The organism is Bacillus mycoides (assembly GCF_001757995.1).
Taxonomy (GTDB): Bacteria; Bacillota; Bacilli; order Bacillales; family Bacillaceae_G; genus Bacillus_A; species Bacillus_A mycoides_B.
In genome coordinates this window covers 133,914-155,777 of record NZ_LXLV01000012.1, presented here as the reverse complement: position 1 = coordinate 155,777, position 21,864 = coordinate 133,914, and the positions used below count along the sequence as shown (strand labels likewise).

Genomic DNA, 21,864 nt, shown 5'->3' with positions numbered 1-21,864 from the left:
GGCTTTTTTGTATATAAAGTGAAACTTTAATCAGTGGGGGGTGTTCATCCCCCACTGATTATTAGCCTTCACCAATCGGGCGTTTACGGGCAGTTGATCTCCCACCTAACTTCTTTGCTCCACCTGAATTTTGAGGTGGGAGTTTTACTGCCCACAAATAGCGGGATAAAAATAAATCTAAAAGGAGCTAATTTTATGGAACATAATCAAAATGGAATACTTGCTTTAATTGTTTTGTTTTTAGGATTAGTGTTTTTTGTTAGTGGAATGGTTTATCATTTATGGGGTTCTTTTTAATTTCAACTTTTAAGCAGAGAAATAATTCAAAAACGCTATCCTTTCCTATAATTCTACAGAAAGAATAGCGTATTTTTTCATTTTAGGGAATTTTGTTAGCTTGGTAGTGATGGGGAGGAATCCCCCTTAAGAAACCTTTGATGAATAATAATGCATGGTTTGTTTGTTTGATTTAAAGTATTTTTCAATTCTAAAATAACGGTCTAAACTTAAAACGTAACTACGTTCTAAAAAGAATAATATTCCAAATGCACTTGTATATAATGTAAGACTTATTAAATTCATATTACCTGAGAGAATAAAATTAATATGCATAAAAAGACAAATACAAACAGAAGGAATAATCAGTAATCCTATTATCATACATATACCAACTATAATCTGGACGATAGGAATCACATAGTTAAAGAACATAGTATTTTTAAGTGCTATGTATTGAATGAAATCATGATAAAATTCAGGAACATTTGGTTTTGCTAGTGCCATTATGAAATAATGTTTAAGAAAAAACCCCGGTTCACTAAACCAATGTTTTTCTGTAATCTTTGTTACTCCTGCCCAAAACCACCCCATACCAAAAAGAACGCGCATTAAAGTAACTAATAATTGAAATAATTGCTTTTCCAGACCCCTTGATAATACATTCATAACATTAAGCATCTCCCATCTTGTAAAGGAAAAAAGTCCCCCCTTAAATATTGATAACAATTATCATTATCGTAATTAAATTTAACAATAATGATAATTATTTTCAACGGAAAATGTAAGATAAAATGTTAAATTTTAGTTCATTCCCCTCATCTCGAGAAAGAATAGCGTATTTTTTTCATTCTAGGGGATATTTTGTTTTGTTAGCTTCATAGCGATGAGTTGCTATCACAAGTCGGGGAAAGGCACCTTAAGGTATCTTTTCTTTATTTTCAAAAGGACCTGCTCAATTATTGCGTAAAAACATACAGTAATTTGAATCCGTTAAAATACATGAGTGACCCCTTGTTTTCCCCTCTTATTAAAGGAGGAACTATTATGGGATTTGGTGGTAGTTGTGGCGGCTGTGGATTTTCTGGAGGCTTTGCTTTATTAGTTGTATTGTTTATTTTATTAATCATAGTTGGAGCTTCTTGCTTCTGCTAAACAAACTATCGGAAAAGACACTCTTATATGAGTGTCTTTTCTTTATAATAAAAAGCTCTCCATAAAGGAAAGCTTTTAAGTTTATACATTCAAGTCATCCAAATTAGTTATTTACACAACACTTTATCACTTTCGGTCTTTAGTGTGACATACAAATAATCCTTCCGCTACACAAAGTTGCTCAACTAACTTTAATTCCTTAGATTCAAAACTTATATAGTTAAAAAAGCCGATTAGTGTGTGTTGATTAAAGTTTCACTTTATTTCTTCGCATCTTTCATGCTGTAATATCCTAAATTAATAATAATTAAGAAATACCCACCCATAATTCCAGCAGCAAATGTCCACATGAACTTATGCTGTTCAATTTCATACATAATAATTGCACCGAGTATCGCGCCTGCAAATCGATTCATCATTCCAAGCATCGGTGCTTTTTCTTTTTTTACAATACTATCTCCGAACTTTTCAATACGCCTTCCTAAAATCCATACGCAGTACATACTAACTAGAAGGCCAATGCTTATCCCGACAAAATGGGCTGAGAAAGGTGTTATAAACCACCCCAATAACATCACGCCTAGCAGACAATATATTTGTATGTTAAATGATCTTAGTGCCATACGAATCATGTTATGCTCCTTATCTTTCCCATTATATTTACGTATCATCAATCCCATCTTTCAGACTTCAAGCTTTCCGGTATGTCTTTTTTAAAATGAGGGAATTTGATTTTACTTACCATTAAATAAGCGAGTATGTATGTGCCAAACGCCACAGAAACTGGATTATTCAAAAAGCATAAAATAAGGAGACACATTGCTGCGAATGGAATGGGCATGCCTATAAATGTCGGGAGTTTGCTTTGCTTCGTGTTAAATCTAGCAAGCCGCAGCATTCCGCAAATACTGTAAGTAAGCGCACATATCATCCCGATAAGCTGTAAATCTTTTAAAGCGACACTATATGCAAGAATAGACGGTGCCACACCAAAGGTAACTAAATCCGCAAATGAGTCTAATTCTCCACCTATTTCCGAAACAGAATCAAGTTTCCGAGCGACCATGCCATCAAAAAAATCAAATAGCATTCCTGTAATAATAAAAACTGCTCCCAAATACATATCGTGAACGAAAACAGCATAAATAGCCAAAAGCCCACATACAAAATTTGCTATCGTAATCATATTTGGTATGTAACTCATAACATGCTTTTCCTCCTTTCAACTAATCCCTTCATATAGACTTTCTTACTCATTAGAATCAAGGGCCTTCTGTTTTTCTTCCACTATAACTTTATTTATTTTCGTTAATGTATCAGTCATTTGCTGCAAAGCTTCGATATCGATTTTCGAGAAGTATTTCTCAATCAGTACATCATCTAACTCAGACAACCGCTCTATATACTTACTACCGTTTGGACCAAGTGTAAGGAAATACTCCCGTTTATTATTAGGGTTTACTTGTTTCGAAATCATCTTCTGTTTTTCTAATTTCGATAAAACTTGGCTGACAGCACTTTTCGTTATATTAAAAGTACTCGCAATGTTATTTGCTGTTGTGTTTTCATTTAAATTGATATGAAATAGCATGCTCTCTTGCTGCCCAGTAAGACCGAACTCATCCTTTAAATCCTGAAATAGTAAAATGTAAAATTCAGTGTAGGCTCGATTCATTTCATTAATTACTTCTTTATACGATCTAGTCATAGCTTTCTTCCTCCAGTCATGCTGTTATTTCGTTTCGTTATATAGTTTAGTTAACTTAACTAAACTATATTACACCTTTATGTTCGTGTAAAGGGAAATATCGCACCATACTTTTCTACACAATTTGTGTAAATTATGAAATAGGGTATGCTCCTTTACCTTATCTACTGCTTTTAATGGATCAAATCCCAACATAATATACTACAGCTATCATTCCGAATAATTAAACGTACCCATTATACAAATTCCATATAGACCCATTATTGGTTAAAATGTTATAATTAAATCACCCTACATAGTTACTCATGTTTAGGCTGAGAAACTAACGTCTTAATAAGCAATGCGCATAACTCAAATAAAAAAGACACTGCAAAGTGTCTTTTTTATTTACATTAAGTTTCCTTTTTATCCCAAAACCAATATAATAAAATGTAACATTTAATACATATAAAGAAAAATATAAATTTATTAAATTATTATGGCACCCATGAAAGTGCTTCTATTTTGGAGGAACACAATATGAACAAAAAGTTATTAACAACATTATTATGTAGCACATTCTTATTTGGATTATCAGCTTGCAGTTCACATGATACATCTAGCAGTAACACGAAAAACGAACAGGAGACTTCTAAAGAAACAAAGAATGATGAACTTAGCAACAAGGATCCTCAAAAAGAACTTCCCACCCATGGAGATTTTTCTGATGTATACATATCAATAAGCTCTGTCGATTCATTAGATGTTATAGGTAATGGAGAAGTTAAAGCACAAGGTGTATTTAAAGTATTAGACGTCGCAGTTTATAATCGTCAAGAAGAACCCATTACACTAAATAGCAATAACTTTAAATTAATTGACGGTACCGGAAGAGAATATCACATTTCTAATGAATCTCAATTAGTACTTAAAGCTGCAAATACCGCTACATTTAAATTTGGTGTTCTTAATCCTAGTGAAAATTCGGAAGGGAACATTGTATTCGATGTACCGAAAAAAACGCAAGGATTAACTTTGAAAATTAATGGAGATATGTTGGATAAAGGGATCGAGTTAAAGGTGGAATAGTCAAAGAAAATACAAACCGCCTATCACAACTTATACTAACATAACAAAAAGTACAGCCTCTGTCTTAACTACAGTAGACTGTACTTTTTCATTTGTGATTTTGTATAACTCACTATAACAGGATTCCTTAATCCCTTTGAGTTGATGCTCTCCAATCACGAAAAGATGTTGGGCGTCCAGAATGTCCACGTTGCTTTGTAACAACTGGTTTTTCTTCAATAGTAGTTGTTTTCTCTTCAAGCGTAGTCAAAGCTGTCTGTATTTTCTCAATCTGTTCTCTCAATGCCTGTTGTTCAATCTTTAAATCCGTAAGTAAACGTAATATCATCTCAGAATTAGCCATAACGATCTCCTTTCCCCAAATGCACAGAATAAAATACCATATGTAATAAGCGTAATACTCGTGACAAAAATAAGTTCGTCACCTCTCTTAAAATACCGAGTGCTTTTATTTTTTCAAAAGGACCTGCTCAAGTTTATCCGTAAAAACATAAAGTGAATTAAATCCATTAATAAATGGTCTTTATGGAAGGAGGAGTTAATATGGGCTTTGGAGGTAGTTGTGGTGGAGGCTGCGGTTTCGGCGGTGGATTCGCCTTACTTGTTGTACTCTTTATTTTATTAATCATTGTTGGCGCTAGCTGTTGGGGCGGCGGATTAGGCTGCTAATAAGAGGCACTCTTGAGAGTGTCTTTTTTTTATTTCTCAACATGCAACTAACATATATGTGTTACTATCAAAGTGCGAGATTCCCTAAGCGTAATATAGTAGTTTACCAACTATGAAAGCCACTGTCACAAGAAAACAGTAGGCTTTTATTTTGTTATTTAACAAGATTAGAACAGGGATTACCATTTCCCCTCAGTAATATTTTTAAATTGACATAGCACTTCATGCACCATATACTGTTAACAACAGTATACTGTCATTAACAGTATATATTCCAATTCATTCTAGGAGGTATATTCATGAAACATACAGGAAGACATACAGGTGCATTTCTTTTGTTATTTTTAGCAGAAGGTGATAACTATGGCGGACAGCTACTTCAGAAATGTGAAGAAGAACTTCCGGTCAATCCAATCGATAGTGCCATCCTTTACCGCACGCTGAAGAAATTAGAAAACGAAGGTGCTATTGAATCTTATGTAAGTACATCAGTTCAAGATAAGCCGAGAAAGATGTACAGAATTACTACAGCCGGAAAAGAACAATTAGCAGATTTTCAAATGGATATTGAGGGAAAAATGAAAAACTTATCATTTTTCTTAGACAAATATAAAGACTTAAAGGAATCTAATCATGATTAATGGTGCTATCCTTTACACTTTGGCCATTATTCTTACGGGGATTTCTTTTATGAAGGATCGGAATAAAACGAAAGCTGCCCTATTAAAATCATGGAAAATATTTCGAAACCTACTCCCTGCCATGCTCTCCATTATGCTTTTCGTTGGCTTATCGCTTTCTATCTTAACGCCGTCCTTCATCTCTTCCATCATTGGAGAACAGTCCGGATTCTTAGGTATTATTTATTCAGCAATACTCGGATCCATTGCACTCATTCCAAGCTTTGTCGTGTTTCCTCTTGGTAATACGTTAGTCCAACACGGCGCAGGCCTTCCCCAAGTTGCAGCGCTCATGTCTACATTAATGTCCGTAGGAATTACAACCTTACCGATGGAACAAAAGATATTCGGACGAAGCTTTGCTTACGCTCGTAATGCATCTGCATTACTCATGTCACTCCTATTCTCATATATCATTTGGGTGGTGATGGTATGAATGAACTAAAAAGATATCGCTTCTTTTTCATATTACTGTTTGGGCTCCTCTTATTAACTTTTATAAACCAATCTTTAGGGTGTAGCGCATTACAATTAACGGGGAATAGTATTTTAGATATGTTGTTTCTACTCCCCCCTGTCCTTGTATTTGTAGGGTTACTTGATCAGTGGGTGAAGAAAGAAACACTAATGAAATACATGGGAGAAAAGTCCGGCATATATGGAATCTTATTCTCTCTATTATTAGGCGGAATTGCAGCTGGTCCCCTCTACGTCGCCTTTCCGATTGCAGCACTACTATTAAAAAAAGGCGCAAGTATTAGGTACATCGTATTTTTCTTAGGCGTTTGGACAACTGCAAAATTACCAATTATGGTGTATGAATTTTCTTCATTTGGGGCTACCTTTACACTTATTCACATTTGCTTCGGTCTAGTATTCTTCTATGTAATGGGTCTTATTTTTGAGAGATTTTATGATCAGAGGCAGTTGCTGCGATATGATATTACGAAAGAAATGTAAAAGACATCTTTATCTCTTAAAGATGTCTTTTTAATATGAACCTTAATTCTCGTTCAGTAAAACCCCTGCTGCCTTTACTTCCTCTTTCTCTTCTTTTAAGAACAACGATAAAGATTAACCCTAGTGTAAATGCCCCTTTGAATCCAGATGTTAAACCGTTTAACTTCTCTACTGGGTCCATTGGATTTGCTGAGCTTTCCATATACTTAGTTGTTCCTGAAGACACTTTCGAAAAATTTTACGTTTAGAGACAATTGTTACTTTATGACGTTACAAAAATATATAATTATTTAAAAATCTTACATTTTTTAATTTTCCCTATTGTATTTTTGAATATTAGAATGTAAAATATTTCAATGTACTACATAATATTGGGAAAAGGGAGAAATTTATGAAAAAATTATTAGTTTCAGCAACAGCGTTCACACTTTTAACTGTGGGGTACAGTTCTTCTGCATTTGCAGCAAAAAATCCAAACGACAAGAACTGCGGTCACTTCAAAAACAAACAAGAAGTTATGGAGTTCTGGCATAGCAATGGATATAGCGCAACAAATGATCCTCATGATTTAGATCGTGACAACGATGGTTTACCTTGTGAAGTAAAAAAAGGTGATTACGATCAATTTGTAGCTAGTAAACAAGCTACAAAAAAAGACGAAAATAAACCACAAGAACAACCTAAACAGGAAGATACTAAGCAAGAACCTGCTAAACAAGAGAATACTAAACAGGAACCTGCTAAACAAGAAAACAAAAAGCAAGAACAAACTAAAACTCAAACAACTGCAAAAGAAACAAAGAAAGACACGAATACAGCTGTGAAACAAGAAAACAAAAAGCAAGGCGAAAAATTGCCAAACACAGCATCAAATGGTGTTACAATGATGTTAGCAAGCTTAGGTTTAGCTGCAATTGGATCTGTATTAATGTTCCGTCGTAAAAAAACAAACGCATAAAATAATTCCGTAAAACGACAGGTCTCCTCCTGTCGTTTTAAAATGGAGTGATATAAATGAAAATAAAACAATGGTTAGGCTTATGTTTATTTATAGTTGGAATTTCAATCTTTTCTTATTGTTTTATAGAATGGTATAGTGCTAGAAGCTCAGCGGAATCTTTAGCATCTAGTGAAATAAAGAAATACGAAACTCAAACACCAATCACAGTACCTCCTGAAGACAATAACGATAAAATAGAAACTCCTCAAAATCATGAAGAAATTGTGCAAATTCCGTCTTCAGAAGTAACTCATCAATTAGGGCAAAAAGTAGCATATTTAATCATTCCTAAAATACAAAAGAAATACTCCATATATTGGGGAGCTGATGATAAAGTACTAAAAAAAGGTGTAGGCATGTTTGTGAGCGAATTAACGACTACCCCATCTGGAAACGGTCATACAGTTTTAAGTGGACATCGAGATACTGTATTTACCGAACTAGGTCAGCTAAAAGAAAATGACCAACTGATTGTAGAATATGAAAATAAAACATACACATACAGTATTAACAAACATTGGATAACAGATGCAGAAGATCGGACTGTTATTGTAGAAAAAGATGAACCAACATTAACATTAACAACGTGTTACCCTTTCAACTACATCGGTGACGCCCCAGATCGCTATATTATTGAAGCGTCTTTAGTTTCTAAAACTTAAAAGGAGCTGTCCCATTAAGTCGATTTTTTTGACTAGGTGACGGCTCCTTTTTAAACATAGCACCAATTAAAAACCATCTTTCACTCGTGAAGAAAAAATAACATAGATATTAAAGAAGGAATAAACAATGGATTTAGTGAAGAAATGCTACTTACCTTCTTCGGATCCGCTATCGTCGGAATCGTGGAAACATATTTCATGAAGGGACTTCCTGATCCGCCAGAAGTTGTTGCAAAGCAGCTTGGTTGTTGCTAGATCGGAACTTTTAAATGGAAAGAGGCTATGTTATAAACCGATTGAACCGGATTATAACATAGCCTCTTTATTATGAAATAAAACGTCGATAAATTTTTGTTCCAAATATTCAGAATTAATATTAAAATAAACAATGGGGATAGGGGTATGGAATCATAAATTATACATAACGAGGGAATAGAAATGAGAATTCAATTAAAAGCAGATTTAATGCTACTACTAGTTACATTTTTTTGGGGTGCATCCATCCTACTTACAAAGCTTGGACTCGATGACATAGAAGAATATAATTTAATCGCATTACGATTTATTATTGCTTTTCTTTTATCAGGTTTAATATTTTACAAACACTTATTCAAAATCGATTTTAAAACTGTAAAATATGCTTTTATACTGGCCTCTGTTTTATTTATCGTTTACATTTTCGCGACGTTTGGTACAAAGTATACAAGCGTTTCTAATGCTGGCTTCTTACTATGTCTCACAGTCATTTTTATTCCAATATTATCAGCTATATTTTTAAAACACATTCCTGAAAAGAAAGTTATATTAGGAATTGTGTTAACGATAATAGGAATCGGATTACTAACATTAACTAGTGAATTCAAGATCGGTAACGGCGATATATTTTGCATATTATCTGCTTTATTTTATGCCATTCATGTCATCATTACTGGAAGCGTAACAAAACATGTGAATTCAATTGCACTTGGGGTAGTACAACTCGGTTTCGTCGGCCTATTTAGTCTTATTTTTTCATTAGTGATGGAAACCCCAAAACTTCCTAGTACTATCGACTCATGGCTAATCATCTTAGCCTTAAGCATATTTTGCACCGCAGTCGCATTCATTGTGCAAGTTATCGCCCAGCAATACACTACACCTACACATACAGGACTTATCTTTTCATTAGAACCTGTCTTTTCAGCAGGCTTTGCCTTCTTTTTCACAGGCGAAACACTCACAGGGAAAGGATACTTAGGGGCGACACTTATATTGTTGAGTGTGTTGATTGCTGACGTGGATTTTAAGAGTTTGCTGCGGGTTAATTATAAGAAGAACGTGGAGTAAGGATTTTATTAAGATAGATAAACATACCCCGAAAATAGTCGTTTGTATTATTTTCATTCTCTTAACTTAAATTTTCTTTTAAATGAGCCTTTTTTTAGATGCTATCTTCGAATAAGGTAGCATCTAAAAAATGTTCAAAATTACTTAATGAATATAATCATAAAGATTTTTCGCTAACAATAAACAGGTTACTGTAATGAAAAGGGCACGAACATACCCACTTCCTTTTTTTATAGCAAATTTGGAGCCAACGATCCCTCCAGCAATTTGTGCAATTCCCATTATGAAACCATACGCATAGTTTACTTGCCCTACATACATAAACATCAGCAATGCACCAATATTACTTCCTAAATTTAGAAACTTCGCATTACCTGCTGCTTTTAAAAAATCATACCCAATAAATAAAAGAGAAAACATTAAAAATGAACCTGTGCCAGGGCCTAGAAACCCATCATAAAAACCAATAATAAAAATAAAAAAAGTAAAAATAATGAAGTGTCGACCGGACAATTTCTTATGAGTGGAAACACTACCCCAATCCTTTTTGAAAATCGTATAAATAGCAACCACACCGAGCATTATTAGCATCAATGGCTTCAATACTTCTGGGTTCATTAAATGAACGGTCCATGCACCTATTATGGAACCTATGAAAGTGAGTGGAAATAATTTAAACGCTGATTTCAAATCAAGGTTACCAGAACGATAAAACACAATATTACTAGTTGCACTTCCCATTGTCGACGCTAGTTTATTCGTAGCTACTGCACTTGCTGGATTCAGTCCTGTAAATAATAAAGCTGGTAAAGCAATCAGCCCACCACCACCTACAACTGAATCAATAAATGAAGCTAAAAATCCAAAAACAATCAAAATAATTAATACTGATGGGTCTAAATAAAAATCCATACTATTAACCTCCCCTTTAGTCACTATTTGAATAGTAACTAATAATTTGCTAAATGTAAACAGTTATTGTAACGTTGAAATATAAAAGCAAACATCGGAGGACGAAAAAAGTGGACTACATAGTGCAACAGCTTAAAAAAATTGGTTTTAATGAATATGAAGCTAAATCTTATGTATCTCTTGTTAAACAGGGGCCTGTCACAGCCTACCAAGTGAGTAAGGATTCGGGTATCCCAAGAGCGCGAATTTATGAGATTTTGGGTAACCTTGTAGAAAAAGGAATTGTCATGAAGGAAGAAATAAATGACACCACTCGCTATTCACCTCTACCTGTTGAAATCTTTTTACAAAAGGCGCAATCAGAATGGCAGTCTACTTATGAAGTAATCAGTGATTCATTAAAAAAACTAGAAACTTTCGAGGAAAAAACGGATAATCGAGTGATTACTTTAAAAGACAATAAAACAATAGTTAGCTATTGTCAGGCATTAATAAAAAAAGCAGAAAAACGTATTGTCATTTCGATGTGGGATGAGATGTACGAAGTGTTAAAAGAAGAACTATCTGAGGTAGCTGATAAAGTCACGGTACAAGGTATTACCCTACATGTTGAAAATCCTATTAAAAATCTAGAAACCCACCGTATAACACCTTATACAGAAACCCGGTCTACAGAACATTGGTTTATTTTATCAATCGATTCTAAAGAAATGATTTACGGCCCATCACTTGAGGAGCGTAATGTTGCTTTTTATACAGATGACCCTGTTCATATATACCTATTAGAGGATTATGTGTGGCATGATGTGTTAGTGAATCGACTTGTCCGACGTAGCCAAGACAATTTGGAACAATGGATTACTACAGAGCGAAAATCCTTCTTTATGGAATAATAAGAAACATATTCAAAGAATCGAAAAATAAAGAAAAATACTACACAAAACCAATTCCTAACAACATAAGGATCCTAACATATTAGTCATATATAATATGTTAGGACCCTTATATTTTAGATTTCTTGAAATTTAGGTGTTGATAACGAATGGCTACTATACCGTAGATAAAAATGGTTATGTTTATGAATATGATTTCGCTAAGCAAAAGGCTAGGGATACCCCCTTAACAAATTTATATATTTAAGAACTTTTTGATTATCTCTCAACATTATTTACGTCTTTCTTTATACTACTCTTTGTAAAAAAATTATAGTATTTCACTTGTCTTCTAGCATCTCTTTTAACCGCACCTTTTCTCTCCCACTAATTTACCATCTCCACAAACCGCCCAAACTCCTTCAAAAACCTCAATTTAAAACTCCCAACAGGCCCATTCCGATGCTTCGCCACATGAATCTCTGTCATCTCTTTCTGCATCGTTTCCTTATCATAATAATCCTCACGATACATAAGCATAATGACATCCGCATCTTGCTCAATTTGTCCCGTCTCTCTTAAATCAGATAAAAGGGGACGCTTATCTTGACGCGACTCTACGGAACGAGACAATTGCGACAACGCCACTACACAAACATTTAAATCCCGCGCTAATAACTTAAGCTTACGTGAAATTTCACTTATCTCTTGAAATCGATTACCCTTATGCTTTGGATCGCCTGTAATAAGCTGCAAATAATCTACAATAACTAAAAGCTTTTTATCCCCATGCTTCCTCTTTAACTTACGAGTTTGCATCCAAATATCTTGCACCGTAACACCTGCATTATCGTAAATCTCAAGTGGTAACTCCCCAATCTCCGCAAACGCCTTACTCACCTTTTCCCAGTCTTCTATCGTAAAACGATGCTTCGGATTTTTCAGCCTACCTCCTGACACTTCGCCCGCGCAAGACGCCAGTCTTTTTAGCAATTGCTTACTACTCATCTCTAACGAAAACAGCCCAACTGCCGCTCCAGACTTCGCCGCATGCAGTGCGATATTTAACGCAAACGCCGTTTTCCCCATAGAAGGACGCGCACCAAGAACGACAAAATCACCTTCCTGCAATCCGCACGTCATTTTATTTAACGATGTATAACCAGTCCCAATACCAGTATTCTCTTTCGTATCTTGATGAAGCTCCTCATATAACCCAACTAAAGCATCCTTCAAATCAAACTCACATACATAGTCCTTTTCCTCTAACTCACAAAGCGCCGTAATCGTCTCACCAATAATTTTCTCATTCTTCTCCGCAATAAGACGCTCTCCCATCTTGTGCCCAAGAACGCCAGCCTGATACATTTTCCATGCACCTCGAACAAGCCCCTCATAATAAGAAAAGTTGCTAGTCGCAGGCACACCATCCATTAACCCTATAAAATACTCCATTCCTCCGATCCCCTTCAAAAAATTTGGATCTACTCTAGAAATGAACGTCACAAGATCGATCGGTTGCCCTTCCTCTTCCATTTTTCGCATTAATTGAAATATAGACTTGTGCACCGGCATAGAAAAATACTGTTCCGTCAAACGGCACTCCTTAATAAGCTCTCCATCAAGTAATAGAGAACCTAACACCGTCTTCTCCGCCTCCACATTTTGAATACTCATGGCCGCCACCCGCGTTCCGCTAAAAAGCGCTGCAGCTCTTCCTCAGAAGGTGCATTCTTCTCCCACTCCTCACACTTCGCCAAAAAACTCTCCGTCTCCCCAGTACCAACAGACGACCCTTTCTTTCTAAACTGAGCCGTATCCGCCTCAACCTCAGACACTTTCGTGAATCCCTTCCCGTTCCACCCCCTCAAAATCCCCTTCACATAAGCAACCGTCCGCTTATTATTCTCATGCGCAATTTGAAGAGCCTTCAGCACAAGCTCCTCTGACAAATCAACCATCCACGCACTCAGCTCCTCCACCGTATGAGGAGACAAACTACCAAAATGCTGCTCATAAAAAGAAAACACGCGACTCCCCGTTTCTTCCTCTACAGCCTCTTCCTCCGCCGGCTCCTCGCAAACTGGCTCAACATCATCCATAGCCAAATCACTAGGCATACCGAAATGTGCTAAAAGCATCGGAACACTCAGCTCCTCCTCCGCACACTTCTGAAGAAACATATGTACAAACTCCTTATTCTTCACACCCTTAAGCTCACGAAGCACACACTTCTCCACATTCGTATTCGTCACAGGATTATAACGAAGCCAATTTAAAATAAATAACTCCCTCGTCTCCGCATCATAAAGAATCTTTCCATAATCAATAAAACGCTGCAAGAGCTTATCAACAGTCTCCCGATTATAACCCGTCTCCATCTCAGCTAACCGCTTCGGAAAAGGAAAAACCCCACACTGCGTCGTCTTCGAACAAGTTAATAAGTAAACATAAAAATACCGCTCCTCCGGCGTCAAATCCAAAACAAAATCATCCTGCCAAAAATTCACCTGCACATTACGATACACCGCCATCCCAATTCCTCCCGTCCTGATTCAAAAGTTAAAATTTCTTCTTTGTACTATATATAGGGAGGAGGGGTGGGTTTTTGGCGTGTTATTTCAAAATTTTTTTTGACTACTACTACGGTGTTTGTTCTTGTAGTTGTTTTTGTTTTTGTTTTTGTTTTGTTTTTTCTTAGTGATTTATTACTTGGTAGGGGCTTGGAAGGGGTATGTAAGGGGCTAGTTGTCGGTTACTTTGATTAGGAAAGTTCCTCTTTCTCCTTTTTAGTATCTTAAAATCACTCGCTCTCTTTGCAATATCTGTAACAATAAATTTATAAGTTAAGTAATCGTACAAATTACTTATTGAATATTCATTAATAAACCCTAAAACAAGTAGGTGGTTTATTTTGAAATTTAAAAACATCTCTTTAGAACATATTAAACTAGAAAATGAATTCCGAAAGAATTTAGAGGATTTTAGTCTTGCTACAAGCATTAAACAAAATGGATTAATAGAACCACTTATTGTTGAAGAAAAAGATTCTAATTGTTTTATACTAGTCGAAGGTTATCGTCGTTTTTGGGCTTTAAAACATTTAAACGTTCCATTCATAACATGCAAAGTGGAAAAACTCACCTCAAAAAACTCTAGGATTCTAAAACGTCTCCGTGTTGAATTAAAATCCAAGAAAAAAACAGGTTATGAGGTAGAACGAATGATTAGTTTTTTACTTGATGATGGTTATACAGAAGAAGATATTGCTAAGCAATGTAACATCGCTGACAGTAACAGCATTTTATAGCTTTTTTCCATTCCTGTCTTTTCAATTTCTTGTAGCCACGCTTCAATTTAAACAACACACTACAATCCAATAAATAAGGCCATATCAAAAATATACTCCAATGCCATTTTGATACAGCCTTATCCTATCCACTAATACTACTATCCTGTTAATCATTTTTAAGCTAGACAAGCATTAAAAATTTAATCTACCTACAAAACATTACTATCCTTTAAATAATCATAAAGCTTATTATCCACCGATTTCTCCATAATCATATTCATCGTAACAACCGGTTTTTTATCTTGCATTTCAGTTTGTTCTACACTTGCTTTATCAGGTCTCGCTTTTCCTAAATAGTAAAAGTCGGTTCCCTCGTCATCATCTTTTTTTACAAAAATATGGACATCAATATTATTTTCTTTAGCATCAATAATTGTCTGAACTTCCTTTGACTTTAATGTTCTATTACTTCTTGTATACCATTTCAGAACATCTTGATTGAGGAATTCATCACCATAGTTAACACTGGATTCTACCTCATCATTTTTATGGTATGTGATAAATATTGGACAAGTATAATATTTTGTCTTATAACCATACATAGTTGAGCTCTCATCATTATGCCAATTTAAAAGTTTACACACATCTTTTCTTGAGTATTTTTTGCATATAGTCAGGTTACTATCACACTCATAGTTTTTACTCTTTTCTTTCGCACTTTTAATGATGTCCATAACCATATACTTAAAGTATTCATTTTGTTCTAAACTTTTTCGAATAGAATCATTAAATATAAATGTCTTCTCATCCTGCAACGTGAGAATTGGCTTTTCCCCATATTTTTTTTGGTTATTTTGTGAGAAAAACTCTAATTCAAAAATCCGTTGCACAGAAGTAATCGTAGCATCATCTGTTAAGCAATTAGATTTTTCAAGCTGTTTTACATACTCATCTTTATCAACTTTTTCTTGCTTTAATAATAAGTTTAACAAGACGATTTCGTTTTTACGTTTTCCATTTAATACTTCCAATGAGAGCATTGTTAAAACTTTATTTTCGTACTCTGTTAATGCAGGGACATCTTCTTTCATTTTCAATAGAAACTGATAATAGTTCGAATATCCTTCCGCAAGTACAACTGGATCAATAGAATGGTTTACTATAAAGTCATATAGATATGGAATTCTTCCTATTCTATTTTTCAACTCGGCAAAAGCGTCCTTCAATACTTTCATTGCTGTTAAATTACTATTATTAATCGCTTTAAAGATCTGCTTTTTCGCTATCTCTTCAAAGTTAACTGTTGAAATGCCTTTAATATAACTCGTGTCATTTGTATATCTACGTATATTATCTTTATTTTGCGATCTATCTCCTGAAAGAGCAATCGGAATTAAATAGTTGTTTTTATAGTTTCCAATAAAATCAATAATTGTAACAAAATCTTTCGAATCGTGTTTTCGAAGTCCACGCCCCAGCTGCTGTATAAAGATAATACTTGATTGAGTTTGTCTTAACATAACAACTTGGTTCACACTCGGAATATCAATTCCTTCATTAAAAATATCTACCGTTAAAATATAATCGAGTATGCCATTTTCTAATTGATTCACTCGCAGTTCTCTTTCCTGTTGAGAATGGTCGCCGGTTAATGCAAATGTGCGAAAACCTTTGCTATTTAAAGCATGTGATAATTGTTCAGCCTCATCTTTTCGGCTACAAAACATTAATCCTGTTACTTTCTCACCAGAAAAACCATAGTATTTTACTTTTTCAACTATATGATCCACTCGCTCTTCCGTAACAAGTTTAGACAAAACAGTAGTGTCATCTATCTTTTCACCATTATATTCAAAATCAGTAACTCCAAAATAATGAAAAGGACAAAGCATATCTTCTTCAAGCGCTTCTTGCAATCGAATTTCATAAGCAATATTGTAATCAAATAGCTCATAAATATTAAAATTGTCTGTACGTTCAGGTGTAGCAGTCATTCCCATTAAAAATTTTGGTTTAAAATAATCAATAACCCTATGATAGGAACTAGCACCAGCTTTATGAACTTCATCTATTAAAATATAATCGAATAGCTCAGGATCAAATTGATGTAAAGTATCCTCTTTTGAAATGGTTTGGATCGTCGCAAATAAATATTTAGCGCTCATTTGCTTATTTGATCCTGATAAAATTCCAAAATCCTCATCTGCTCCACCAAGAACTTTTTGAAAATCTGATTTTGCTTTATTTAATATTTGCTCTCGATGAACAATAAATAGCATCCGTTTAGGTGCAAAATTTCTGACATCAAATGCTGAAAGATATGTCTTTCCCGTTCCTGTTGCGGAAATAACTAATCCTTTTTCTTTTCCAGCTTCTCGAATAGCTTGTATTTCTTTTAACGCAGCTTGTTGCATTTTATTTGGAGTAATTTTTAACGCTTCTTCAATTGAATTATGATATTGACCAGGTAATTCTATAACTCGATCTAGTAACTTATTTTCTGCAACTTGTTCATATATTGTTTCGTAATTTCCAATTAATTCTTCAGTTAATACTTGAGAATGCTCCCAAACTTCTTCAAATTGATTCTTAAAATGCTGTACAATCTCTCCATCTTCATGCGATGTTAACTTAACGTTCCATTCATAGTTTACCTTCAAAGCATGTGCAGTCAGATTTGAACTACCGACAATTAATGAACAATGTGTTTTGTTATCAAATATGTATCCCTTTGAATGAAAACCAGATAAGTTTGTTAATCTTACTTCTACATTTTCAAGTTTCATTAACTCTCTAAATACTTTTGGTGTATTAAAATTTAAGAATGTAGATGTTAATATACGTCCTTTAACCCCTTTTTGTTTAAGGTCAAGGAAATGTGATTTTAAAGTCGCCAGCCCACTTTCCGTAATAAAAGCCACTGAGAAAATAAAGGATGTACTATTTTCAAGCTCCTCCAACAATGAGCTTAAAACATTTTCATTTTTTTTCGTATTGTTTACTAATAACTTAGGCTTATATATTCCGGGATGATTATGTTTTTGATCAATAAACCCTTTATATAAAGATCCCTCTAATTTTTGAATGAAATTCTCCATATGATCACCATTTATGACAAATTTTTATACTAATTGTATTACTCACTGATTTAAAGTGCAAATTTATTACAATATAAAAAACTATCCGCATAAAACGAATAGTTTTTAATCAAATCACTTTACAATCGATGTCTTTGATAATTTCTCAATAGTTGGGATATCCGCAGGTGCCCACTCTAAAGAAGCTAGTTCATTTGGAAATAACCATTTAATTGCTACATGCTCAGTTAAAACTGGACTTCCCTCAACAAGTTTACAATAAAAAGTTTTCAAATGAACAATGCCAAAATCATACTCATAGGCTGTATAATCAATTTGTTCACCAATCTGCACGCTACAATGCATTTCTTCATCAATTTCACGCTTTAACGCTTCTTGAGGTGTTTCTCCCTCTTCTATTTTTCCACCTGGAAATTCCCACATAAGAGGTAGCGATTTAGATGGCCCTCTTTGTGCACATAAAATTTTCTCATCTTGGACAATTACTGCTCCAACAACATAAATATTTTTCTTCATTATGTCCTCCTTAAATCTCACAGAAACTCTATAATTTACGTTTCCACACCTTATAGACTGAAAAATGCCTTTTATATCTTTTAACGACTAATATATTTTTAATCAGTAAGATAGATTTTATCTATTACTATCTATCACCTTTAATGTAATTAGCCTAACACTCTCATCTCTTTTATATTATATAGAAGTAACTACAAAAATAAAGCATGATTGAACACTTCCCTCTTAAGCCTCTTTTTTCACCATCTCCTCATACCTAAAATTACATTCCTCCAAAAACACCCTACTCTCCCCACTATCCTTATAAAAACTCTCCCAACCCCTCTCCCTCAAAATCCCCTTCCAAGTATCACTCTGGGTCATCCTCTTAATAACACCATCCCAATAAGCAACCTCTTCCTCCGTCATACCCTTCGGTCCCATAATCCCTTTCCAGTGCTGGAAGACAACGTCAATCCCTTGTTCTTTCCACGTCGTAATTTCAGGTAATCGGTCTAAGCGTTTTTCGGAGGATACGGCTAGTATTTTTATTTTGCCGGCTTTGTATTGTTTTTCGGCTTCGGATAGGGTCATGGTTGCGGCGTTGATTTGTTTGTTCGTTAAGGCGTTTATGATTTTTTCTTTGTTTTCGTAGACGAAGAATTGTAGTTCGGCAGGGTTTATGCCGAATGCTTTGCTTACTTGTACGAAGGATAGGTGATCGTCGTTTCCTAGGCCTGGGGCAACGCCGATTTTGAAGTTTTTCTTGTCTTGTTTTAGTTGTTCTATTAGTTGGTTTGCGTTTTCTATGTTTGAGTCTTTTGATACGACAACGACTTCCCAGTCCGATGCGAGTAGCGCGAGCGGGGTGAAGTCTTTATATGTTAGTTTACTGTGGCCTAGTAGGTTGTTCGTTATGAGTAAGCTTGAGTTAATCGCCAGTACGTGACCGCCTTTTTGTTTCGTGTATTTCCATCCGACGTCACCGCTGCCGCCTACTTTGTTTGTGACAGTGATTGGTTTTGTGAAGATTTTTTCTTCTGTCAGCGTTTTTTGCATCGCTCGTGCCGTTAAGTCCCATCCCGCTCCTTGAACGTTTGGCGCAACAATTTCTACTTTATCTATGTTTACTGTATTCGTTTGAGGTTTTTCCGAGGAACAACCAGCTATTACTCCTGTCATGATCCATATACATAGTAATAATCGTTTTTTCATAATCCTCGTCCTATTCGATACTTTCGTTCTGGTCGTCCGATAATGCCGTATGTGTATTCTACTGTGCATTCATTTGTCGCCACTAAGTATTCTAAATATCTTCTTGCGGTTGTTCGGGAGGCCCCCATTTGTTCTCCCATTTCTTCTATTGTAATTCCCTCTTCGAATCCTTTTATAATTCCTTTCACTTTTTGCAGTGTTAACGGATCAACACCTGTCGGTAAGTTTTTCATATCTGTTACTTGCGAAATACCGAAGAAGTCATCGATTAGTGCTTGATTTACTTCATTGTTACTATGTAATAATTGCTTCTTTCTTTTATAGTCTTCAATGGTTCGAACAAATTTATCTAACGTGACCGGTTTTATAAGGTAGTTGCTTACGCCGTTTCGAATTGCTTTTTCTAGCATATGGTTTTCATTCGCCGCTGTAACCATAATGACGTCAACGTTTGGAAAGTCAGCATGGATTTTCGGCAATAAGTCTGTACCAATTCCATCTGGTAAATAATTATCTAATAGAAGTAAATCGATTTCTTCCTTTTGTAGTAGTTCCATCGTTTCTTTTGCGTTCAATGCTTTTCCGATCACTTTTACGTCCTTTATTTTTGATAAAAACTCCTCTTGAATTTGCGCTACGCGGAAATCATCTTCTGCAATTGCAACCTTCAACATATGCCCATCCCCCTATTTGTCATGTACTGTCTCTCAATGCTTTCGGAAGGTAAATTGTAAAAATAGCCCCCCCATTTTTCTCATTTTGAATTTCAATAGTTCCTTCTAGTAGATCTACCATTTCTTTCACATTCGCTAGCCCGTAACCTCGATTGTTTCCTTTCGTTGAAAATCCTTTTTGAAAAATGGTCGCGATTTTTCCTGTCGGTATCCCTATTCCACTATCTATCACTTCAAACACAATATCATGCCCAATATCCGTAACAAAGAAGGAAACACTCTTTTCCTCTTGTTCACTCACCGCATCAAACGCATTGTCGATTATGTTTCCAAGAATCGTAATGAGGTGTGAAACTTTTATATGGTCTGGTAATGGATGAAGCGCACTATCTCCTTCAATATGAAAATCGATTTTCTTCTCAGACGCTGTTCCGAGTTTTCCTAATAAAATAGCTTGTACTTTTGCATCATGAATTTGATGGAATAAAATATGGTTTTGGCTTTGATGAATATTAGATTCTTGCTGGATAAATTCAATCGCTTCTCTGTAATGTCCTAACTGAAGTAGTCCTGATAAAACGAAAAGCTTATTTGTAAATTCATGCGTTTGAGCGCGTAAATCCTCTGAATACTTTCTTACCTCAGATATTGTGTTAACAAGGTTTTGCAGTTCTGTTTTATCTCTAAAACTACATACAACACCTACCGTACTATTATTTTCGAGTATTGGTGTCATGTTTAAAATAAACACTTTATCTTGAAACGCGATTTCTTGATCGTTTTCTAGCACTCTTTCCATATTAAAATCAGGTAAAACTTTTGAAATGTGCTGCTGCATATAATCACCATTTACATGTAGCATCTCTTCTGCCGACGTGTTCATCATCGTAATAAAACCGTTTTGATCAATGGCGATGATTCCTTCTTTTATAGATAGTAGAATTGCACTGCGTTCCCTGTATAACGCCGCGATTTCATTCGGTTCCAAACCAAGTGTATCTTTCCTAATACTACGTGCTAAAAGAATGCCACCAACAATTCCAACTAGTAACACAGCTAAAGAAAAGAGTATAATTTCTTTCGTTCTGCTCAATATGTTAGATTCAATACCTTTTATTAAAAACTCTACTGTAACAACGCCTACTACTTGATCGTAATCTCCGTTATGAATAATAATGGGTGCCTTCGCCATTAAAGCAGGACCGCTTACTCCCTTTCCTTCAAGCGTATAATATCCTCCAAAAGTAAGTGCTTCATAGTTATATGGATTATTACTCTTTGTCCCAATCAATTCCGAATTAGAATGTGAATACATAACCCCATAGCGATCTTCCACAATTACATAATCTGCACCAGCTTGCTCACGAACTTGTTCCGCAATGGATTGGATGGTACTTTTATGCTCGTTATATTGAAAAGCATCTTTTATAGCTGGCATAAAAGAAAGAGATTTAGCAGTTTGCAGAGCTAACTGTTCCACTTGACGCTTCGTATCAACGGACTGAATGTAAACAAATATTCCCGCTAATAGGAGAACGACAAATAAAATTAATGTAATAATTAAGCCTAGTATTTTCGTTTGTAATGACACTTTGCGTGATTTTTTCATACTTCATATCCTTTGATAAAATATTCGAAAATATCAATCTCCTTTTTCTATTATTATGACAAAACTGAAAATGAAGCAACTATTAAAAATACCCATGTACATAAAGTACAAAAAGAATAAAATTGTCATAATATTGAGATTTCAATCCAGAGACAGTACAATTCAATTACGATGAACACGCTTTCATAATTAT

The 21,864-nt window shown here is 35.0% G+C and carries 23 protein-coding genes and 2 pseudogenes; 11 read left to right on the top strand and 14 right to left on the bottom strand.

What is annotated here, in order from left to right; translation table 11 throughout:
• Positions 1 to 423 precede the first annotated feature (423 nt).
• Positions 424 to 945: a DoxX family membrane protein gene (locus BWGOE10_RS04580; protein ID WP_070141119.1), complete on the bottom strand. Its 522-nt coding sequence runs from the start codon at positions 943 to 945 to the stop codon at positions 424 to 426.
• A gap of 378 nt (positions 946 to 1,323) precedes the next feature.
• Here BWGOE10_RS04580 and BWGOE10_RS29505 point away from each other — a divergent pair, with 378 nt between their 5' ends.
• On the top strand, positions 1,324 to 1,431 hold the full coding sequence (locus BWGOE10_RS29505) for a YjcZ family sporulation protein (protein ID WP_000505673.1): 108 nt from the start codon (positions 1,324 to 1,326) through the stop codon (positions 1,429 to 1,431).
• Positions 1,432 to 1,691: 260 nt separating this feature from the next.
• On the opposite strand, the gene BWGOE10_RS04575 is transcribed toward BWGOE10_RS29505, so the two are convergent.
• Genes BWGOE10_RS04575 through BWGOE10_RS04565 form a run of 3 tightly spaced genes read right to left on the bottom strand, consistent with a single transcriptional unit; the run spans position 1,692 to position 3,139 of the window.
• Entirely contained in the window at positions 1,692 to 2,063 is a 372-nt protein-coding gene (locus BWGOE10_RS04575; RefSeq protein ID WP_070141118.1) for an ATP synthase subunit I, read from the bottom strand.
• Between the two features lie 38 nt (positions 2,064 to 2,101).
• The gene (pssA, locus tag BWGOE10_RS04570; RefSeq protein WP_070141109.1) at positions 2,102 to 2,635 is read right to left on the bottom strand and encodes a CDP-diacylglycerol--serine O-phosphatidyltransferase; all 534 of its coding nucleotides are present in this window, start codon (positions 2,633 to 2,635) and stop codon (positions 2,102 to 2,104) included.
• Between the two features lie 45 nt (positions 2,636 to 2,680).
• On the bottom strand, positions 2,681 to 3,139 hold the full coding sequence (locus BWGOE10_RS04565) for a MarR family winged helix-turn-helix transcriptional regulator (RefSeq protein ID WP_070141108.1): 459 nt from the start codon (positions 3,137 to 3,139) through the stop codon (positions 2,681 to 2,683).
• Between the two features lie 519 nt (positions 3,140 to 3,658).
• On the opposite strand from BWGOE10_RS04565, the gene BWGOE10_RS04560 reads away from it, so the two are divergent.
• Positions 3,659 to 4,207, top strand: a complete 549-nt coding sequence (locus BWGOE10_RS04560) for a DUF4352 domain-containing protein (RefSeq protein ID WP_070141107.1) — start codon at positions 3,659 to 3,661, stop codon at positions 4,205 to 4,207.
• A gap of 127 nt (positions 4,208 to 4,334) precedes the next feature.
• Here the strand turns inward: BWGOE10_RS04560 and BWGOE10_RS04555 are convergent, their stop codons facing one another.
• Positions 4,335 to 4,550 carry a preprotein translocase gene (locus BWGOE10_RS04555; RefSeq protein WP_070141106.1) on the bottom strand — a complete coding sequence of 72 codons (216 nt, stop codon included), beginning with the start codon at positions 4,548 to 4,550 and terminating at the stop codon, positions 4,335 to 4,337.
• Between the two features lie 200 nt (positions 4,551 to 4,750).
• On the opposite strand from BWGOE10_RS04555, the gene BWGOE10_RS04550 reads away from it, so the two are divergent.
• The 4 genes from BWGOE10_RS04550 to BWGOE10_RS04535 all read left to right on the top strand — a co-directional run bounded on the left by BWGOE10_RS04550 (position 4,751) and on the right by BWGOE10_RS04535 (position 6,516).
• On the top strand, positions 4,751 to 4,876 hold the full coding sequence (locus BWGOE10_RS04550; RefSeq protein ID WP_070141105.1) for a YjcZ family sporulation protein: 126 nt from the start codon (positions 4,751 to 4,753) through the stop codon (positions 4,874 to 4,876).
• A 299-nt stretch (positions 4,877 to 5,175) separates the two neighbouring features.
• The gene (locus BWGOE10_RS04545; RefSeq protein ID WP_070141104.1) at positions 5,176 to 5,517 is read left to right on the top strand and encodes a PadR family transcriptional regulator; all 342 of its coding nucleotides are present in this window, start codon (positions 5,176 to 5,178) and stop codon (positions 5,515 to 5,517) included.
• Positions 5,510 to 5,992: a hypothetical protein gene (locus BWGOE10_RS04540; RefSeq protein WP_070141103.1), complete on the top strand. Its 483-nt coding sequence runs from the start codon at positions 5,510 to 5,512 to the stop codon at positions 5,990 to 5,992. The genes BWGOE10_RS04545 and BWGOE10_RS04540 overlap by 8 nt, the downstream gene beginning before the upstream one ends.
• On the top strand, positions 5,989 to 6,516 hold the full coding sequence (locus tag BWGOE10_RS04535; protein ID WP_070141102.1) for a permease: 528 nt from the start codon (positions 5,989 to 5,991) through the stop codon (positions 6,514 to 6,516). Before BWGOE10_RS04540 ends, BWGOE10_RS04535 begins: the two co-directional genes overlap by 4 nt.
• Before the next feature lie 42 nt (positions 6,517 to 6,558).
• Here the strand turns inward: BWGOE10_RS04535 and BWGOE10_RS04530 are convergent.
• Positions 6,559 to 6,748: pseudogene (locus BWGOE10_RS04530) on the bottom strand (MFS transporter); the annotation flags it as partial.
• Positions 6,749 to 6,907: 159 nt separating this feature from the next.
• Here BWGOE10_RS04530 and BWGOE10_RS04525 point away from each other — a divergent pair.
• The 3 genes from BWGOE10_RS04525 (at position 6,908) to BWGOE10_RS04515 (ending at position 9,504) form a co-directional block, all read left to right on the top strand.
• Positions 6,908 to 7,474: an excalibur calcium-binding domain-containing protein gene (locus tag BWGOE10_RS04525; protein WP_070141100.1), complete on the top strand. Its 567-nt coding sequence runs from the start codon at positions 6,908 to 6,910 to the stop codon at positions 7,472 to 7,474.
• Positions 7,475 to 7,530: 56 nt separating this feature from the next.
• Positions 7,531 to 8,178 (top strand): class D sortase, encoded by a 648-nt coding sequence (locus BWGOE10_RS04520; protein ID WP_070141099.1) that lies wholly within the window; start codon positions 7,531 to 7,533, stop codon positions 8,176 to 8,178.
• A 438-nt stretch (positions 8,179 to 8,616) separates the two neighbouring features.
• Positions 8,617 to 9,504: a DMT family transporter gene (locus BWGOE10_RS04515; protein ID WP_070141098.1), complete on the top strand. Its 888-nt coding sequence runs from the start codon at positions 8,617 to 8,619 to the stop codon at positions 9,502 to 9,504.
• A gap of 144 nt (positions 9,505 to 9,648) precedes the next feature.
• Here the strand turns inward: BWGOE10_RS04515 and BWGOE10_RS04510 are convergent, their stop codons facing one another.
• The gene (locus BWGOE10_RS04510; protein WP_070141097.1) at positions 9,649 to 10,416 is read right to left on the bottom strand and encodes a TSUP family transporter; all 768 of its coding nucleotides are present in this window, start codon (positions 10,414 to 10,416) and stop codon (positions 9,649 to 9,651) included.
• Positions 10,417 to 10,526: 110 nt separating this feature from the next.
• On the opposite strand from BWGOE10_RS04510, the gene BWGOE10_RS04505 reads away from it, so the two are divergent.
• A complete protein-coding gene (locus BWGOE10_RS04505) occupies positions 10,527 to 11,309 on the top strand; it encodes a TrmB family transcriptional regulator (protein WP_070141096.1) in 783 nt (260 codons plus the stop codon).
• Between the two features lie 366 nt (positions 11,310 to 11,675).
• On the opposite strand, the gene dnaB is transcribed toward BWGOE10_RS04505, so the two are convergent.
• Entirely contained in the window at positions 11,676 to 12,965 is a 1,290-nt protein-coding gene (dnaB, locus tag BWGOE10_RS04500) for a replicative DNA helicase (protein WP_070141095.1), read from the bottom strand.
• On the bottom strand, positions 12,962 to 13,822 hold the full coding sequence (locus BWGOE10_RS04495; protein WP_070141094.1) for a DnaD domain-containing protein: 861 nt from the start codon (positions 13,820 to 13,822) through the stop codon (positions 12,962 to 12,964). Before BWGOE10_RS04495 ends, dnaB begins: the two co-directional genes overlap by 4 nt.
• 380 nt (positions 13,823 to 14,202) lie before the next feature.
• Here BWGOE10_RS04495 and BWGOE10_RS04490 point away from each other — a divergent pair.
• Positions 14,203 to 14,574, top strand: a pseudogene (locus BWGOE10_RS04490) (ParB N-terminal domain-containing protein); the annotation flags it as partial.
• A 215-nt stretch (positions 14,575 to 14,789) separates the two neighbouring features.
• Here the strand turns inward: BWGOE10_RS04490 and BWGOE10_RS04485 are convergent.
• The 5 genes from BWGOE10_RS04485 to BWGOE10_RS04465 form a co-directional block, all read right to left on the bottom strand.
• A complete protein-coding gene (locus tag BWGOE10_RS04485) occupies positions 14,790 to 17,678 on the bottom strand; it encodes a DUF3427 domain-containing protein (RefSeq protein WP_070141093.1) in 2,889 nt (962 codons plus the stop codon).
• Between the two features lie 114 nt (positions 17,679 to 17,792).
• Complete coding sequence (locus BWGOE10_RS04480; RefSeq protein ID WP_070141092.1) at positions 17,793 to 18,194, bottom strand: (deoxy)nucleoside triphosphate pyrophosphohydrolase; 402 nt, start codon at positions 18,192 to 18,194, stop codon at positions 17,793 to 17,795.
• Between the two features lie 225 nt (positions 18,195 to 18,419).
• Positions 18,420 to 19,388 (bottom strand): tripartite tricarboxylate transporter substrate binding protein, encoded by a 969-nt coding sequence (locus BWGOE10_RS04475; RefSeq protein ID WP_070141091.1) that lies wholly within the window; start codon positions 19,386 to 19,388, stop codon positions 18,420 to 18,422.
• Positions 19,385 to 20,062: a response regulator gene (locus BWGOE10_RS04470; RefSeq protein WP_070141090.1), complete on the bottom strand. Its 678-nt coding sequence runs from the start codon at positions 20,060 to 20,062 to the stop codon at positions 19,385 to 19,387. The genes BWGOE10_RS04475 and BWGOE10_RS04470 overlap by 4 nt, the downstream gene beginning before the upstream one ends.
• Positions 20,063 to 20,081: 19 nt before the next feature.
• Positions 20,082 to 21,671, bottom strand: a complete 1,590-nt coding sequence (locus BWGOE10_RS04465) for a sensor histidine kinase (RefSeq protein ID WP_070141089.1) — start codon at positions 21,669 to 21,671, stop codon at positions 20,082 to 20,084.
• Positions 21,672 to 21,864 lie beyond the last annotated feature (193 nt).